Origin of the sequence: Tolypothrix sp. PCC 7601 (assembly GCF_025677855.1) — a bacterium.
GTDB classification, from domain to species: Bacteria; Cyanobacteriota; Cyanobacteriia; order Cyanobacteriales; family Nostocaceae; genus Aulosira; species Aulosira diplosiphon.
The window spans coordinates 2,213,500-2,231,624 of record NZ_CP064879.1 but is presented as its reverse complement, the minus strand read 5'-3'; the positions used below and the strand labels follow the sequence as shown (position 1 = coordinate 2,231,624).

The 18,125-nt window shown below is 40.9% G+C and carries 9 protein-coding genes; 8 read left to right on the top strand and 1 reads right to left on the bottom strand.

Annotation, left to right across the window (positions count from 1 at the left end; genetic code table 11):
- The 4 genes from HG267_RS09335 (at nt 1) to HG267_RS09320 (ending at nt 4,800) form a co-directional block, all read left to right on the top strand.
- Nucleotides 1–165, top strand: coding sequence for a hypothetical protein (locus tag HG267_RS09335; protein ID WP_263420041.1), 165 nt, complete (start codon nt 1–3; stop codon nt 163–165).
- Between the two features lie 25 nt (nt 166–190).
- Entirely contained in the window at nt 191–1,855 is a 1,665-nt protein-coding gene (locus HG267_RS09330) for an FAD-dependent oxidoreductase (RefSeq protein WP_045874474.1), read from the top strand.
- A complete protein-coding gene (locus tag HG267_RS09325) occupies nt 1,855–3,249 on the top strand; it encodes an ATP-binding protein (RefSeq protein ID WP_045874475.1) in 1,395 nt (464 codons plus the stop codon). Before HG267_RS09330 ends, HG267_RS09325 begins: the two co-directional genes overlap by 1 nt.
- A gap of 174 nt (nt 3,250–3,423) precedes the next feature.
- On the top strand, nt 3,424–4,800 hold the full coding sequence (locus tag HG267_RS09320; RefSeq protein WP_045874476.1) for an ATP-binding protein: 1,377 nt from the start codon (nt 3,424–3,426) through the stop codon (nt 4,798–4,800).
- A 114-nt stretch (nt 4,801–4,914) separates the two neighbouring features.
- Here HG267_RS09320 and HG267_RS09315 read toward each other — a convergent pair whose 3' ends face one another.
- Nucleotides 4,915–6,909, bottom strand: coding sequence for an iron uptake porin (locus HG267_RS09315; RefSeq protein ID WP_045874477.1), 1,995 nt, complete (start codon nt 6,907–6,909; stop codon nt 4,915–4,917).
- Nucleotides 6,910–8,811: 1,902 nt separating this feature from the next.
- On the opposite strand from HG267_RS09315, the gene HG267_RS09310 reads away from it, so the two are divergent.
- From HG267_RS09310 to HG267_RS09290, 4 genes are all read left to right on the top strand, one after another.
- A complete protein-coding gene (locus HG267_RS09310; protein WP_045874479.1) occupies nt 8,812–11,589 on the top strand; it encodes a hypothetical protein in 2,778 nt (925 codons plus the stop codon).
- Between the two features lie 597 nt (nt 11,590–12,186).
- Nucleotides 12,187–15,366 carry a calcium-binding protein gene (locus HG267_RS41710; protein ID WP_045874480.1) on the top strand — a complete coding sequence of 1,060 codons (3,180 nt, stop codon included), beginning with the start codon at nt 12,187–12,189 and terminating at the stop codon, nt 15,364–15,366.
- Nucleotides 15,367–16,017: 651 nt separating this feature from the next.
- Nucleotides 16,018–16,485: a Fe-S cluster assembly sulfur transfer protein SufU gene (sufU, locus tag HG267_RS09295; RefSeq protein WP_228045537.1), complete on the top strand. Its 468-nt coding sequence runs from the start codon at nt 16,018–16,020 to the stop codon at nt 16,483–16,485.
- Between the two features lie 558 nt (nt 16,486–17,043).
- Nucleotides 17,044–17,925: an FAD binding domain-containing protein gene (locus tag HG267_RS09290; protein WP_045874481.1), complete on the top strand. Its 882-nt coding sequence runs from the start codon at nt 17,044–17,046 to the stop codon at nt 17,923–17,925.
- Nucleotides 17,926–18,125 lie beyond the last annotated feature (200 nt).

Genomic DNA, 18,125 nt, shown 5'->3' with positions numbered 1-18,125 from the left:
TTGGGGATTGGGGATTGGGGACTGGGGATTGGGAAGATGAGGGGGGATGAGGGGGATGAGGGGGATGAGGGGGATGAGGGGAAAATTTCCATTACCCATTACCCATTACCCATTCCCAAACCCCAATTTTATAAATTAAAACCCACGGCAATTAATAATAAGTAAAGAGAAAGCAACATAGGTAAACTTTATGGCTAAACCAATGATTCTGACCGTGGATGACGATCCTCAGGTTTTACAAGCGATCGCGCGGGATTTGCGTAAGGAATATGGCGATCGCTTCCGGATCTTACGTGCAGATTCAGGCGCAGCAGCACTAGAGGCCATCAAAGAATTAAAATTACGTAATGAAACAGTAGCACTATTTCTGGCTGACCAGCGAATGCCCCAAATGACTGGGGTAGAGTTTCTGGAACAAGCAATTGCTATCTTCCCCGAAGCGAAACGCGCCTTGCTGACTGCTTATGCAGATACCGATGCTGCGATCGCAGCTATTAATAAAACTAGTATTAATTACTACCTAACTAAGCCTTGGGACCCACCAGAAGAGCGGTTGTATCCTATTCTGAATGATTTACTAGATGATTGGTTTGCTTCTTATCGTCCACCTTTTGAAGGGACTCGCGTGATTGGTCATCGTTGGTCGCCTAATTCTCATAAAATCAAAGATTTCCTCGCCCGCAATCACGTTCCTTATCAATGGTTAGATATTGAACGAGATCAGGAAGCCCAAGAGTTAGTTAACTATAGTGGCGTAGATAACGCCGAATTACCTTTGGTAATTTTGCCAGATGGTGAGCGTTTAGTAAAACCCAGCAATATTGAAATTGCAGCCAAAGTTGGATTGCAAACCCAAGCTAAACAGCCATTCTACGACTTAGCAATTGTCGGTGGCGGGCCAGCCGGGTTAGCCGCCGCCGTCTATGGGGCTTCTGAGGGGCTGCGAACGGTGATGATTGAACGGGAAGCCCCTGGCGGACAAGCGGGAACCAGTTCGCGGATTGAAAACTACCTCGGTTTCCCCATTGGTTTAAGTGGTGCAGATTTAGCTAGACGCGGCGTTACCCAAGCCAAACGCTTTGGTGTAGAAATTCTCACGCCCCAGGAAGTAGCAGGAATTCGCACCAACGGTAACTATCGTTATGCACTACTCAAAGATGGCTCAGAAATCGCCTGTCATGCCTTAATTTTGGCGATGGGTGTTTCTTGGCGGCGGTTAAATGTCCCTGGAATCGAAAAACTCACAGGTCGGGGTGTATATTATGGTGCAGCCATGACCGAAGCAATGGAATGTAGCAACGAAAAAGTCTACATTGTGGGTGGTGCTAACTCCGCCGGACAAGCCGCAATGCACTTCAGCAAGTATGCCCAGCAAGTACATATGTTAGTGCGTGGTGACGATCTGGGTAAAGGAATGTCACAATACCTCGTCGATCAGATTGGTGCTACAGACAATATTATTGTGCAACTTAACTCCAGCGTCGTTGAGGTGAAAGGTGAAGAAAGTTTAGAAGCCTTAACTATTCTCAACAATGTGACTGGGGAACAAGAAACCGTCCCAGCTAACTCTCTGTTTATTTTCATTGGTGCTGTTCCCCATACCGATTGGTTAGATGGAATTGTCGAACGGGATGAACGTGGCTTTATCCTGACTGGGCCTGATTTAATCAAAGATGGCAAACGTCCCAAAGGCTGGAATGTAGATAGAGACCCTTACTTACTCGAAACCAGTGTACCAGGAATTTTTGCTGTGGGTGACGTGCATCATGGTTCCGTGAAGCGCGTAGCTTCGGGCGTGGGTGAAGGCTCAATATGTGTTAGTTTTGTCCACCAGTATCTTGCTAAGGTGTTGTAATGCTGGACATAGAAGAATTACGCCAAGTAGAATTATTTGCCAGCTTAAGCGATGAGCAATTGCGGTGGTTGTGCGAACAAGGCAAAGAAATATGGCTGCAACCTGGTGATATCCACCGTTCTGCGGGCGATCCTGCCGAACAAGTTTTTATTATGATTGACGGTGAGGTACAAGTTACCCAGAAGGTAGGCAATCAAGAAATTGTCTTAGTTACCTATGGGCCAAAAACCTTCTTTGGGGAATTGCCCATTTTAACTGGAGAAACTCACTATTGGGCTGGTGGCAAAGCTGTGCAGCCTTGCCACATCCTGGAATTGGACAAAGATAAATTCTGGCAAATGCTAGCCACCATGCCGGCTGTCACCACCTTGATTCTGCAAACAATGGCGCAGCGGGTACAAGAGTTACAGTCCATGTCTCAGCAGCGGGAAAAACTCGCGGCTTTAGGCACAATGGCGGCGGGACTGTCCCATGAAATGAATAACCCGATGGCTGCAGTTAGGCGGGGAACTGGAGAATTGCAAAAGCTATTTCAACAGTTACCCTCGCTAGTGTTGCAACTGAGTCAACGACAATTTACCCAGCCGCAAATACAATATTTGGGTGGTTTGCAGCAAGAAGTAATTGCCAAGCAGCAGCAAACTACTCAATTGTCTCCCCTTTCCAGATGCGATCGCGAAGATGAACTGGTTGATTGGTTAGATGACAATGGTGTCAGTGATGGTTGGAAACTCGCGCCTACCTTAGTTGCAGTCGGCTTAGATGCTAACGACCTCAGTAAAATTACGCAGCAAGTCCCAGCAGAATCTTTAGGGGATATCTTAGCTTGGCTAGAAGCCAGCTTGAGCGGATTAAACTTACTCTCCGAACTAGACGAAGGCTCATCCCGTGTCTATGAGCTAGTCAAAGCTCTGCAAGACTACTCTTACATGGATCAAGCCCCCTTACAAGAGGTGAATGTCCATGACGGTATTGAAAGTACCTTAAAGATGATGCACCATAAACTCAAGGATGGAGTAGCGGTAATTAGAGAGTATGGCAATTTACCCAGAATCAGCGCCTATGGTAGCGAATTAAACCAAGTCTGGACTAACCTGATTGATAATGCCATTGATGCAGTTAAGGGTCAAGGTCAGCTTCGCATACATACAAAGTGCGAAAACGACCAAGTTTTGATAGAAATCATCGATAATGGCACAGGAATCGCGCCAGAAATCCAATCGCGCATTTTTGAACCATTTTTCACTACCAAAGGCGTAGGCGAAGGTAAAGGATTAGGCTTGGATATTGTTTACCGCACTGTAGTTGGGAAACATAAAGGAGATGTCCGATTTACCTCCTGTCCTGGTAATACCTGTTTTCAAGTTCGTCTACCAGTTGTATTGACGGATTGATGAGGGATTGGGGATGAGGGAGATCAGGGGACAAGGAGACAAGGAGACAAGGAGACAAGGAGACAAGGAGACAAGGGGAAATAACAAACCCCAATTACCCATGCCCAATGCCCAATGCCCCATGCCCAATTCCCAATTCCCAAACTATAAATTAATTTCTATAAGGTATTTTCTATGCTGCAAGAACCTAATGAGATCGCGCTTTTTCCCCAGTTATCAGATGAAGTGTTGCAGCATCTTCAAGGCTATGGGACTGAGATTGATTTAAATGTAGGTGAATATTTATTTAAGGAAGGCGAACATAGTTACGATTTCCATGTGGTTTTAGATGGGGAAATTCAAGTAACTAAGCAGGTGGGGGGAGAAGAAAAGTTACTCGCCAAGCATCAACGAGGTGAGTTTATTGGTGAACTTTCTATATTAATGGAAGCTGATTCCTTTGCGACTGGTTATGCAACTCAGCCTAGTCGGGTATTAAAGCTGGAACTGAAGACTTTTAAACAAATTATTGCTACTTTCCCACCCTTGGCTGATGTTGTGCTTTCTACTTTTGCGGCTAGAACCAAAGCTGTAGAATCGCAGTTACAACAGCAGGAACAATTAGCATCATTAGGTAAACTCTCCGCCGGATTAGCCCATGAGTTGAAAAATCCTGCTGCTGCTGGTGCTAGGGTAGCAGAAGAGTTGCGATCGCGTTTCCAAGAGTCGCAAACTTTAGCGCTACGTCTTCATCAATATTCCTTTACCCCAGCACAACTAGATTTTTTAGCTCAGTTACAGCAAGATAGCCGTGTTTCCCATAAACTGGATTTAATTAGCCAAAGCGATCGCGAAGATGAAATTACAAATTGGCTAGAAGACCATCAGGTTAATCAAGCTTGGGAAATTACATCAACTCTGGTTGATGCTGGATTAGATGCTGACAAGTTAGATGCTTTAGCCGATCAAATCCCAGATGTCGCAATCAGCGATGTTGTGCATTGGTTAGGCGCAAATTTAACCACTCTGGGACTAATTGGCGAAATTGAACAAAGTACAGCGAGGATTTCCGAATTGGTGCAATCAATTAAATCCTATGCTCATATCAATCCGCTGCTACAACATCAAGTAGATGTACATCAAGGTATTGAAAATACTTTAACAATGCTCGGTCATAAGCTAAAGGGAGGTATTGCTGTTACACGAGATTACAGCCAAAATTTACCACTGATTAATACCTATGGCAGCGAACTCAACCAAGTTTGGACAAATCTGCTAGATAATGCCATTGATGCGTTAGAAGGTAAAGGCAAAATCTGGATACGTACTTATCAAAAAGATAATTATGTGATTGTAGAAATAGCCGATAACGGGCCTGGTATTCCCCCAGAAATTCAGACCCGGATTTTTGAACCATTTTTTACTACCAAAGGGGTGGGTAAAGGTAGCGGTTTAGGTTTGGACATTGTGCATAGTCTCATAGCCGATAAGCATCACGGCCAAATCCACCTCCACTCTCAACCAGGGGATACCAGGTTTCAGATATTGCTACCGATAATGGGGAATGGGTAATGGGTAATGGGTAATGGGTAATAGGTAATTGCAAAGAATGTATCACCCTTTACCTTTGACCCTTTTTCCCTTTACCTTTCCCCCTTAACCCTTCCCCCTTCCCCCCTTGACCAATTAAAAATTAAACTGCGTCCTTAAGTTACCCACAAAAATAGTCGGGTTGTTATCGAAGTTATTTGCATTCATCACCACAGAAAAAGAGGGGACAAGGGCGATATTGCTGGATATGGGCAAGAAATAACTGCCCTCAACTTCATACCAAGTACCACCGTTACCGCCTCCAGATACTAGGTACTGGCGACCCGATAAAATATCCATTGGGATGAGGAAGGAAAGCTGTCCCATTGCGCCTGGTTTACCCAAGTCTGGGAAAGCCATACCAAACTGGAATGCTTGGGTATTGATTTCCCCTCTGGGGATATTGGGGTTAACTGGACGAATAGCGGTGCTACCGTAAGTATAACGACCAAAAATGCCGAATTTAGGAGTAATTCGCCAATCAGCGTTGATACCAAAGGTGTCTGCTGTCCCATTATTGAGATCACCACCAAAACCATCATCAGCTACACCATAAAAGGGTTCTGTGAGTCCATACCCTAGTTGTCTCACGCCATCCCTATTCAACCTATATCCTTCAATATTTGTACGAGTGTAAAGAAATCTGATATTAGAAGTATTACTGGGTCTAAAAGTTAGTTCTGCGGTCAGGGTATTAGTCCCGCCAAATAAACCCTGAAACGGATTGCTAGCTGAGTTAAACGGTGGACTAGGTAAATATTCATCTGTCTCACTAAGATAAGCCAGTTTGAGCAGAAAGTTTTTATTAATATCCCACATTGCTACTGCACCAGCACCACGGTCAATGGCATTGACCAAGGTACTGTTAGCAGAGTTAAATGTCATGTAGTTAAAGATTGGTGGCCCTTGGGTGAAAGTAAAGGAGAATTGGTTTCCTTCTAAGAAGCGGAAGAAGTTAAACCTGGGCCCTACTACGAGTTGAAGGTTGTTGGTGACGGGAAATTGATAGTAAAGTTCTCTAATCGTGATCTCAGTAGGGATGATAGCCCCAGGGCCAGTAGTAAAATCAGCGAATGAATAATCTAAGCCAGCAGAAGCATAAGAATTAGCCAAGGGGCCAGGAAATGCGTTGCTAGTACCCATTGCTAGTTGTAGTACTAGGCTATCTTTACCTGTGAAAGAGGTGACAAAGTCCAGCCAGACTAAGCCTGTGAGGGTAGCATTGGGGTCGTCAACTCTGACAATTTCGCGATCGCTACTTCCTCTAACTACCCGGTTTCCAGTCTCTTTCTGTACACCACCTCCAGAAAACCCAGCTGCTAAGTTCATCCAAGCAAAACCAAATAGTTTTGTAGTGGTAGAAAATTGTTGGTTTTCCAGTTTAGCAGTTCGTGCTTCTAAGCCATCTACACGTCCCCGTAGGGTTGCTAGTTCAGCCGTAAACTCTTCTTGTAACTTTTGTAAAGTTCCCAGGTCTTCTTTTTTAACTAAATCGGAGGTAGCTGTGGAAATTAATTCTTGCACTCGTTCTAAACAAGCATTCAAACCCGCCGCAAATTCATAACGAGTCATGGCGCGGTTACCCAAAAAAGTCCCACTTGGATAACCAGCGATACAGCCGTAACGTTCCACTAAGCTTTGCAAAGCTGTAAAGGCCCAATCTCCAGGCGACACATCCCGTAACTGCGATACGGAGTTGACTTGCGCCATACCATTATTGGTATCCTCTTCACCTGGGGTTAAGCTGAGGTCAGCAGCATTAGAGCTAAACTGATTTAACCCATCAACTGGGGTGAGATCGGATATTATCAGAGGCGATCCTAATTCCTGTTTGTTCTCAGCCAAACTAGAGTCATTGGTTGACGGCTCTTGATTTACAGGATTTTGATCGACTACAGTTTGCTGAGGAGTAGTAAGTGGCTGTTCGACTGTACTAGTATTGTCTGATTTAATATTATTTACTGCATCACCCTCAGCTTGAGCTAAGACTTGCAGAGGGCTGGCTATAACACCAGACGAGAGCAGCAAAGCGATCCATACAGCTTTTAATGAAGCAAGTTTAGCTTGCCAATGAGTTAAATTATTCAACATGGAATTCTCACACCTGTTTTTAAATCTTCGCCACAGAATTCACAAGCACCCATTCATGAGTCTTTAATAGGATACCTGAGAAGCATTATTTACTAGTCTTTTGGGCGGCTATTACAGTCGCTATTACTTAGTATTTAATTGTCTCCTCTTAAAACCTTCCAGACATCCTTATAAGTTGCAAGATATACCTTTGTCAAATCATACAGTAGTCTAGGATGTCTGAATAGTAAAGAAAAATAACTCGTAATTAACCAACTATCTAGTCTCTCGCTTTGTGGTAACGGTCTTTGATAGTAATGGCAAATAAATTTTTGCTCCCTCTTTGCGATCGCGTCTTTGCCAGACAGAGCAATCAAAAATCATCTGTCAAATGGTGAACTAAGCTAAAAAACATCTAAATTACATCACTACCCATGAAGGTATTCCTTCGTCATTAGTCATTCGTCATTTGTAAGCTAAACCACATCTAGTTTGCATAATTATGAAATTGTATATTTCTTGTGGCGTTGGGCATCTTGACAGCCCAATATATGCAAGTTAAATGTGGAACAGCTTATTTACATTGGACAAGGGATAAATGACAATCTCAAACAGAGTGATGGAATATTTTTTTAGTTGGAATTGCCGAACTCTCAGAGGCTGCGATCGCAAACATATAACTGCATAGTAAAATATTAATTTAGTAATATTATTTACTGTAACATCAGCATAAGCACTTATATAAAGTTTTAATAAAGTTGGGATTGATAGCCTGTAGTCGGGTAAATCGCCAGACTCGTCATCTTTTCTAGGTTTAACTCGATTTTTATGCAGCGTTTTTAAATTTGCTTTATATTTAAAATAGTGATAATACTGAAATTTTATAAATTTTTATACTTTATAAAATGCAACTTTTCTGGGGTTGGCATCTTGCCGTCCTGGTGATGTAATTAGATATAGAAGCTACCAAACCAATCAGTTTTTATGCTTAAATTTACATAAAATAAGCAGTACATCTCAGTTAGATTATACCTATCTCGGTAATTACTAGGTCATCAATATTATTATGGCACCACTAAGGTAAATCATTCTTCAATATCATCAACAAACCAATTGCTAGCAAGCTCTTCAATAAAGCTCTCAGACACTTTGTCACAGAGATAAAATTCTATAGCGTTCATAGGTATCATAAATGTTATAATTCTGACTGTATTGACAGCATCTATCCAACAAGATAACTCAATTACATTCCTAGCACTATTGAAGATATCAAATATCAAGCTAAAAGCAGGCAATTATCCAAGTATCAGCTAACAAACCAGCTGATGCTTTAGAGGGTAAAAGACTATTTGAAGGTATTGAGATATTTCCAATTTTTTGGAACATCATCACAAGAAAAGGTGAATTTCCTGTAATGTGTATCTAACTTAACCCGTGCAATTAAGGCGCTATCCTAAACCACAGGCGCAAGGCTGCAGAAGATTCATAACTGCAAAAATTTGGTTATTTAGTACATAGTCTACTATTTGCGGCTAGGTAACATATAGAGAGCGTCTAAACAATTTCAAAGTAATAGAAAGGATGCTATTTATATTTTTGATTTTTCCTGCGTTCTGGCAATAATAGGTTTTATAGGTTCAATTAAAACCTATTATAAAATTGAAAATTTTTTAGCAATATTTTCGTTACTTTGAGAGGGAGATTGAGAGAATCAACTGCTCAGAACTAAAATTTTGAAAAATTACTAAATAGTAGTTAATGTACTAAACATCAATTAAAAAATTAGCATGGTAATTGTCAAAAATTACCATGCATAATTCAATCACAGAACTTTATTTAATGATGATTTTGTAGAAAAAATACTGGAGAAGTAGTAACTTTTTGGATTGTCAAATATCATAAATACTCAACAAAGAGGATAATATGGCTTACACTACCCAAGAACAAAACAATATCAATGTAGTTAAAGGCTTTTTCGCGTCTTTTCGCCAGAAAAATGCTACAGCACTCAATCAATACATTGATAGCAATGTCACATCCGATGGCAGATTTATCATCGTCCGTGGTGGTAAAGAACTATACGATGGCTTAGATGCAAACGGTAATAAGGTATTTCAACTAGCTTTTACCGGTGGAGAGACACCACAGAAAAATCTCAATGATACCAATGCTTATGCTGACGATCGATTCTCTCACGAGCGCAATGCTCTTGTTCCAGAGACCACAGAATACATCGGCCCAGCAGGTGTTAAGAATTTCATCGCCGCGTTGCAAGCTGACTTTGACTTTAATAGCAAGTTCTTCCAATTCAATGACCTAAAATACATTGCCGAAGGTAATAAAGTCGCAGTTTACGGCTACCTGCGGTACGTTCACTCGCGTACAGGTAACTTTGTTAGTACTCCTTTTGCCATCAACATTACGATGAGTAATGATGGCAAGATACAGCTATATCATTATTACGACAACTCTTTTGCTTACGCAGCCGGCTCCCGTGAAGGTGGTACTTGGCAAGGACAGTATGGTGTCAACCTATGGGAGCAAAATAGTACCAGTCCTCTAGGTGCAATCCATCCCGTCAATATTCGCTGGGGTACTAGAGCCGACGAAAACTTGACTGGAGACACCAACTCCAACCAACTCAGGGATGTCATCTATGGTTACCAAGGTAATGACACTATAACTGGTGGTAGCGGTGATGACTACCTCAACGGTGGTAGTGGTAACGATTCTCTAACTGGTGGCGATGGTAATGATATTCTCTGGGGTGGTATTGGTTTTGATACTGCTACTGGGGGTGCTGGTAATGACTTCTTCGTGTTGTACTCCGATGCCAAAGTTGCTAAACCTACAGACGAAGGATTCTTGACAGTTACCGACTTTGTCGATGGTGTAGATAAGTTGGTGGGAGCACCAGCCTTATTAGATTCGACAGATGGAATAAATGTTACTGAGTTAGCGCCTAAAATCACCTTTAGTATGCTCAAAATTGAGCAACAGGGTGCTGATACAGCGATTAGTCTCAATAGCACAGGTGAAAAGCTAGCACTTCTGAAGAACATTAACGCTAGCCAAATTACGACAGATGACTTTATTGAAGCTGGCGATCAGACTAAATCTACTGTTTTACAGGAATTTCCGGCTTTTAGAGGTTACCCAACAGACAATGCTGACCCAGCAAACTTTACTACACAAGCAGAAGCAGGTTATCGCCAAACAGTTCTCGGCTTCTTTAACGCTTTTGGTGACGGCACCATAATAGACTACATTGCTAATAATTTCGCCGATGATGTTAAGTACATCATCATTGAAAGCCAGAACTCCTATTTTGAAGAATACAATTCTGATATCAACGGTTACTCTGTATCCTTCTCTCATGAGCGTTTTGGCATCACCCCTCCTACTCAAGAATGGCAAGGGATTGCAGGTGCCCAAGCATTTATCGGTAGTCTTGGGGAAGCTAACGACTTAACAGATTCAATCACTAAGTTTTTGATCGATGATGTTTTCCAAAATGGGCCGGATTTAGCCTTATTTGGACGGTTTGAATATCGGGATAAAAATACCAAAAACGTTCATGATGTACCCTTTGCCTATGACTTTCACATTAACCCCACCAGTGGCAAAGTAGATTTTATCCATTTCTATGAAGATGCCTATTCTTATAGTATCGCTGCTCGCAAAAGTGGGACTTGGACTGCTAATTTAAGTGCAGATCAAACCGTTGATTTTACCTTTGGTACCACAGGCGGAGATGAAATTACTGGCGGCGATCGCAACGACCAAATATATGGCTATCAAGGTGACGATACCATCAATGGCGGAAAAGGTAATGACACCTTGATTGGTGGTGGAGGAAAAGATACTTTTGTATTTGCTGGAAATAATGGAACTGACACCATTAATGACTTTGAAAAAGGTCAAGACAAAATCAAACTCTTAGATGATTTGTCTTTCGATCAGTTAACCATTACTCCTACTAATGGAAATGTCGAAATCAAGGTAACTGACACTCAAAAAGTCTTGGCTGTAGTTAAGGGTGGAGTTCAGCTTGATTCATCTGACTTTATTGCTAACCCACAAAAGCAAAATATTGGTACTCCTAACGCAGATACCTTAATTGTAGGACAAGCAGAATTTAAGGGGAACCGAGAGATAATTTTCACCGGTGCTGGTAATGACGAAATAGATGTGACTGATTCGCAAATCGGGCGCAACAGCATTTTTGCTGGTAGCAATGATGATACTATCTATGTCAGCAAGAATGATCGCGTATTTGGTGGTTCCGGTAACGATACCTTCTACGCTATCGATAGTAAAGGTGGTAACCGCATGTCTGGTGGCGTTGGCGATGATGAATTCTACCTCGGTGAAGGAGATCGCGCTTTGGGTGGTGAAGGTAACGATATTTTCTATGTTCAGAGTGGCGGTAATAACATCCTCACGGGTGGTGCGGGTGCTGACACCTTCCGGCTGCTGAATGCGGAGATCCCAAAAAATCCTAATACTATCACTGATTTTGTACTAGGTACAGATATCGTGAAAATTGGTGGCTATCAAAAAGCTAACGTCACTTTTACTTTTAGCCAAGATGCTCAAAGCAATGCCATTCTGGCTGTCAATAGTACTAATGTTGCCACATTCCTGGGGATTACCCAAGCTCAACTAGAAACCGAAAGCGCTAAATTCGTGTTTATCTAATCTCGAATTTGTGACTCTGCTATTATTACAAATTCAATTGTGAATTTGATTTAATTTTTAAGCCTGCCTAAGCGGGCTTTTATTTTTTCTACGCATATTAATAGTTTATTGAGAGTATAAATCAAGCATTACTTAATTAAATAACCTGCAAGTAATTAATACTAATTCAAATAATGTTTGCAACACATCAATATATTCTAGAGGTCAAGGCAATGCCTTGCCCCTTCTATCTGTTGCATTTTTTTTCAAAACAGTAAAATCCCACGGTCAAGAATTTGCCATTAAAATAATCCTTTAACAATCAGGTTTCAGGCCAATACTTGTCGGTTAAGGGGAAAAGGGGAAGGGGAAAAGGGGCAAGAAATAAACCTTTAACCCTTACCCTTTCACCTTTTCCCCAAACCAAATTAAGAGTTTAAAATCCTTAACCGAGCAGTATTGGGGTTCAGGCTTTCGATAAATTTATTCTGGTAGATTTCAGAAATACAGTACATTCGGTCTGTAGTCTATATAACCCCCAATACAATCTCAAATTCATTCCAGATATTTACTCTTTAATGATGCAACAGAACTGGGAAAATTTGGGATAAAGCTTTCATGGGTTTTTTCGCTTTAAAAATCTCTGTAATTCATTCATGGTGTTTACCAGGAAAGTACACACAACAAACTAGACGGAGTTTATCTATTCATATGACCGGATACAGCTTGGAAGAACAAAAGCATATACAGCTATTAGAAAATTTCTTTAAAGCGCAAAAAGACGGAACTATATCAGAAAAAGCGGCTAATTTCTTTGCTAACAATGGGCGATTTATCTTTATCCGTGGAGGTGAAGAAAGGTTAGGTAGAGGAGACGAAACAGGCCCGGAAAGCCTCATTTCTAAAACACCCACAAAATATTCAGATTCCAAAGGTGGTTTACCACTTAAAGGACTTAACTTTCTCACTTCTGATCCCTCTAAAGGTATCTTTAACCTTTACGATGTCAAAGTCGTTCCTAGAGTTGGTGGTTATACAACAGAAACTACTCAACAAGACACCAATGCTTATACAGATGCATCTGTAGCTCATGAAACTCGTGACTTGATACCGTTTAGTGACAACTTTGTTGGGCCGGATGGAGTAATTGATTTTTATAAAGACTTTTTTAATAACTTTGAAATAGTTTCCTTCATCACCAACACAGATGAGTATGCTACGGCTAAGGGTAAAACTTCGCCATATCCCTATGGAATAATTGCCAATGATGATAATTTGGCAGTATATGGGGAATTTGAATTCCGCAACAAGTTTACTGGAAATACTGCTAGGTCACCTTTCCGTATTGATATTGAGTTTGAAGATGGTCTAGAAGGCAAAATTAAGACCTATCACTTCTGGACAGATCCTCATACCTTAGCCGCATCTATGCGTGAAGGTGGAACCTTTAGAGAACAATATGGTTTGCAGGTCACACCAATAATTAAAACCGGGCCTAATCCAGAAGATTTTCGTTTTCCGACGGTTCCAGAATTAAACCCAAATGACTATGTACAGCACCCCTTATTTGGTCGTCAATACGATCCCAAGGGATATCTGATTGATGAAAATGGTAATCCTGTTAACAATAACCCCTTTCAACAGGGCAAAGTAGATGAACGACTATTTTTGCCACTTTATATTCAATGGGGTACCGGTAAGGATGATCTACTCACTGGCTTTGCAGATAAAACAAAGTACTACGACCCTAACTATTCCAACGACCAACTATATGGCTTACAAGGTAACGACACCTTAATTGGTTTGGAGGGTGATGATGAGTTTTATGGGGGTAGTGGAAATGATGTTATAGATGGCGGTGCAGGTAATGATTTGATCAATGGTCATACAGGAATCAATACCCTCACAGGTGGTTCTGGAAGAGATACATTTATTCTTGATGATCTATTTGATCTGACATCTGAACCTACAACCTCTACAATTAACGACTTTTCTATTGCTGATGGGGACAAAATCGGTCTAGGAGGAACATTAACCTACAGCAAATTAACTATTTCTGATGGTGTTAATGGTGCAGAAATTAAGCTGACTGGTTCAAATCTACCCACTTTAGCAATTGTTAAAAATGTGACTGCTGCTCAGTTGACAGCAGATAAGTTTCAAGATGTTAGACCAGATTTTAAAATCGGTGTGACCACACCAGATAATGTAATTGGAGACGCAAATGAGAATAAATCTTTAGTACTTGGTTTCTTCCAATCTTTCTTTACTGGTGACATCTTCAAGTACATTAAAGAGAATTTCACTCAAAACTCCCGTTACATAGTTATTCAAGGAGAAAATAACACCTATACATCAGATGATGCATTTTCTGCTGAACGCTATCGCATCACACCTACTACAAAAGAATGGACTGGAATTGATGGCACTCAAGGTTTTATTTTCAATCTCTTCCAAGTTGTTGATGTACTAGGAACACGCTGGCCAGATCAAGCACCGGCTACTAACTTTTATATTGAAAAAATTGTTCCTGATTCTGCAGACCCCGATAATGTCGCCATCTTTGGACGGTTCTTGTATAGGAATAATAGTACAGGGATTCTCACAGATGGGCCGTTTGCTTACAACTTCCACATTAAACACGAAGTCGATCAAGCTACAGGTCAACAAGTCGCCAAGATTGATACAGTTAGCTTCTTCGAGCAGTATAACGCCTTCGGTTATTCATCCCGTCAAGGTGGGACTTGGACAAGAAATTATAATGGCAAACTAACTAATATTTATTGGGGTACAACAACCGGAGACACTCTTGATGGTAGTGACATTGAAGATATCATTTCTGGATATCAAAGCAATGACACAATCAATGGTAAAGCTGGAGATGACACCATCTATGGTGGTGAAGGCGATGATACGATCGCAGGCGGTTTAGGTAACGATAATATCTGGGGTAATCCTGGTAAAGATACTTTTGTATTCGCTGGAAATGATGGAACTGACACCATTAATGACTTTGAAAAAAGTCAAGACAAAATCAAACTCTTAGATGATTTGTCTTTCGATCAGTTAACCATTACTCCTACTAGCGGGAATGTCGAAATCAAAGTAACTGACACTCAAAAAGTCTTGGCTGTAGTTAAGGGAGCAGTTCAGCTTGATTCATCTGACTTTATTGCTAACCCACAAAAGCAAAGTTTTGGTACTCCTAACGCAGATACCTTAATTGCAGGACAACCAGAATTTAAGGGTAACCGGGAAATAGTTTTCACAGGTGCTGGTAATGACGAAATAGATCTTACTGCTTCGCAAATTGGGCGCAACAGCATTTTTGCTGGTAGCAATGACGATATTATTTATGTCAGCAAGAGCGATCGCGTGTTTGGTGGTTCGGGTAACGATACCTTTGATGCTACCGATGGTCAAGGTGGTAATCGCATTTCCGGTGGCGTTGGCGATGATACATTCTTCCTGGGTGCAGGCGATCGCGCTTTGGGTGGTGAAGGTAACGACATCTTCTATGTTCAGAGTGGCGGTAATAACGTCCTCACTGGTGGTGCTGGTAGCGATCAGTTCTGGCTGGTGAATGCGGAAATCCCAACGGCTGCGAACACCATCACTGATTTTGTACTAGGCGCAGATGTCGTAGGAATTGGCAGTTATCAAAAAACTGACCTCACCTTTAGCCAAGATGCTCAAAGCAACGCTATTCTGGGTGTCAAAGGTACTAATGTTGCCACATTCTTGGGGATTACCCAAGCTCAACTACAAGCCGAAAGCGCTAAATTTGTGTTTGGCTAATCTCTAACTTGATTATAAATTTCAGTTAATTTTTTAGCCCGCTTATGCGGGCTAGACTTATATCTATAACAACACTTTTTCTCCCAAATCAAATAGAGTTCAAGGCACTGCCCATTGGTGTCAACTTAAGCTAAAAGCGAGGGCGGGCATTGTACAAATACCTCCCGCCCTCATCCCCTAACCCCTTCTCCCCCTGGAGAAGGGGAACTAAATCTCTGGCTCCCTTCTCCCTGTGGGAGAGGGGCTGGGGGTGAGGGCGAAACCTTGCACAAGAGCGGGTTTCACGTTAAGTTGACACCAATGGCCACTACCTTGCCCCTACAATCTGTCGCTTTCTTTTTTCAAATTGGTATTAGATGGTCTAAAAAGGGATTTTTAGTTTAGAGGTAAATCATTTTATAGCTATTTAGTTATTCAAAAATGTAACAATTTATATTAACAACCTCATCTATTAGAGGAAAATTAATTGCTATGCTGGCATTCCATAAGTCAGCTAAAGTCAAATTTTATTAGCTTGAAATCTACTCATATCAAGCAAAACATCAAGATGCTAGAATGCCCCTAGCAATGATTGAAAAATTTACATTCACTGGGAATGAATAGTGTTATATTACACTCGTCTAATCTAATTACTAGATCATTAAAAGTGAAATGGCTTCCCAAAGAGCAATGGCCTCTCCGGAGAATCAGCGACACACTTTCGAGCAAGTAATTCAGGAACGCTCTAAAAAACCTAGGTATAGGGGTACAACAATTCCAGTTCATCGCTATCACAAATGTTCTAACCCCTATTGTGGCGACAATATCGAACTAACTTTAAAACTCAATCAAGCTAGCGACACTATTGAGGAGATTAAATTCCAAGGTGAAGGTTGTGCTATCTCCATCGCCTCAGCTGATTTAATGGCTGGTTATGTTCAAGGTAAAAGCCTTAGCGAAGCCCTCAATATGATCGAATCTTTTCATAGCATGATGCAAGGAGAAACTGAATTTCCCAGAGAATTACAAAAGCTCAATCTTCTTAAAGGAGTATCTAACTTTCCTTTGCGAGTTAAATGTGCAACATTGGGATGGAAAACCCTGAAAGCTGCAATAGAATCCTCAGCACCTATGACATAGTTATGCTTTTTATGGGCTTGAATTTCATTCTCAACTGCTATGTGATAAATCATACAGCAAGAGCATGAAAACAGAAATGTTTTCAGATTTAAAAAAGTTATATTCAAATACAGTTATGAATCTTTAAAGGAATTCAAAAAATAGCTAGATTTCAAGAGAATCTTGGTTTATATCCTTTAGTTATCTATAGGTGTATAACTAGCCGAGGTTATGGAAAAACTGCAAAGCTGTGATTCAAGTTCATTAACTAAAAGTTAAATATTTGATAAATGAAGTAGTATAAAATCTTAAATTGAGAATTTTGAGACCTAAATGTACAAATAATTTATTCGCATACGAAATATTAAAAGTATAGAAAATCTTAAGGTTTTCTAGCTAGAAATATTAACTCGAGAAACCGCATAATTTCTATTAAATTCTTATTAGAACTAAAAACAAATATTAGCAGACACCTGATAAAATAATTACCCAGTACATAGATGGGGAAATTTATCGGTATCAAAATCATTTAGTTCGTCCCTGATGTTGAAACAGCCATAATCAAGAGAAAAAATTAATATGCTTCCCGTTCAATTTGACTATGTAGCGCCAGAAAGCCTGGAAGCTGCAGTGAACTTCTTGAAAGATAATGCAGAGGCTTTGATTTTAGCTGGTAGTCACAGCCTGATTGCAGAAATGAAGCGGGGTAGTATTTCTCCTTCCCTGCTGGTAGATTTAGGTAAAATTGGCAGTTTGCGAGGAATTAACCATCAACCAGGTAATATCCTCCAAATTAATGCTATGACTACTTATGCTCAAGTAGCAGCATCTCGCGAAATTCAGGAGAATTATCCAGCGCTGTTTGAGGCTGTTAACAACATTGGAGACGCTCAAATCCGTAACTGGCAAACAATTGGTGATGTTTTTGCCTATCGCGACTTAGCTTGTGATTTCACAGCAGTAGCTTTAGCGCTAGAGGCGACTTTTAATACTCTTGATACAGAAGGTAGCCATCAGATTGAAGCAGCGCCATTGATTGCTAAAGCTTTTCAAAGTAATTGGCAGTTAAAAGAAATTGTCACATCAATTAATTTACCAACTGATGCTTCTGGTAAAGGTAGTGCTTATCAAAGTTTTAAGCATCCTGCAACTGGCTATACTCTTTGTGGGATTGCCATCGCTGTTGGTGAAATCAACAATGGTATAGTCGGGAAATGCCGTGTGGCGGTAACTGGTGTAACCCCCTATGCTGTCAGATTAACTCAAGTTGAGGCTGCTATAGAGGGTAAAGCACCTACAGCAGAAAATATAGCAGCAGCCTCTACATTGGCTAAGGAAAGTGTGGGTTCTATAGTAGGCGATCGCTATGCTTCTGCAGAATATCGTGCTCATCTGATGGAGGTCAACATCAAACGCACCTTGACTCGCGCTTTAGACAGAATTGGTATTGTAGTTGTTTAACTTCAATATTTATTGATTTTCCTAGGTTTTACAGCCTATTGGAGTTATAAACCAATACTGAGCATATAGATAAAAACCAGACTTTCCGTAAAGTCAGACCGCGAAATTGTAGAGAAGAAAGAAAAACATTATTTACCAGAACTTGAGGATAGCGGTAACTGAATTGTCTACTAATCAAAAGGGTAGCTGAGTTGCAAGCA

Bases quoted from the DNA above. Each gene is read 5' to 3' on its own strand.
- HG267_RS09330 (WP_045874474.1), top strand. From the start codon at position 191: ATGGCTAAACCAATGATTCTGACCGTGGATGACGATCCTCAGGTTTTA.
- HG267_RS09325 (WP_045874475.1), top strand. From the start codon at position 1,855: ATGCTGGACATAGAAGAATTACGCCAAGTAGAATTATTTGCCAGCTTA.
- HG267_RS09320 (WP_045874476.1), top strand. From the start codon at position 3,424: ATGCTGCAAGAACCTAATGAGATCGCGCTTTTTCCCCAGTTATCAGAT.
- HG267_RS09315 (WP_045874477.1), bottom strand. From the start codon at position 6,909: ATGTTGAATAATTTAACTCATTGGCAAGCTAAACTTGCTTCATTAAAA.
- HG267_RS09310 (WP_045874479.1), top strand. From the start codon at position 8,812: ATGGCTTACACTACCCAAGAACAAAACAATATCAATGTAGTTAAAGGC.
- HG267_RS41710 (WP_045874480.1), top strand. From the start codon at position 12,187: ATGGGTTTTTTCGCTTTAAAAATCTCTGTAATTCATTCATGGTGTTTA.
- sufU (WP_228045537.1), top strand. From the start codon at position 16,018: ATGGCTTCCCAAAGAGCAATGGCCTCTCCGGAGAATCAGCGACACACT.
- HG267_RS09290 (WP_045874481.1), top strand. From the start codon at position 17,044: ATGCTTCCCGTTCAATTTGACTATGTAGCGCCAGAAAGCCTGGAAGCT.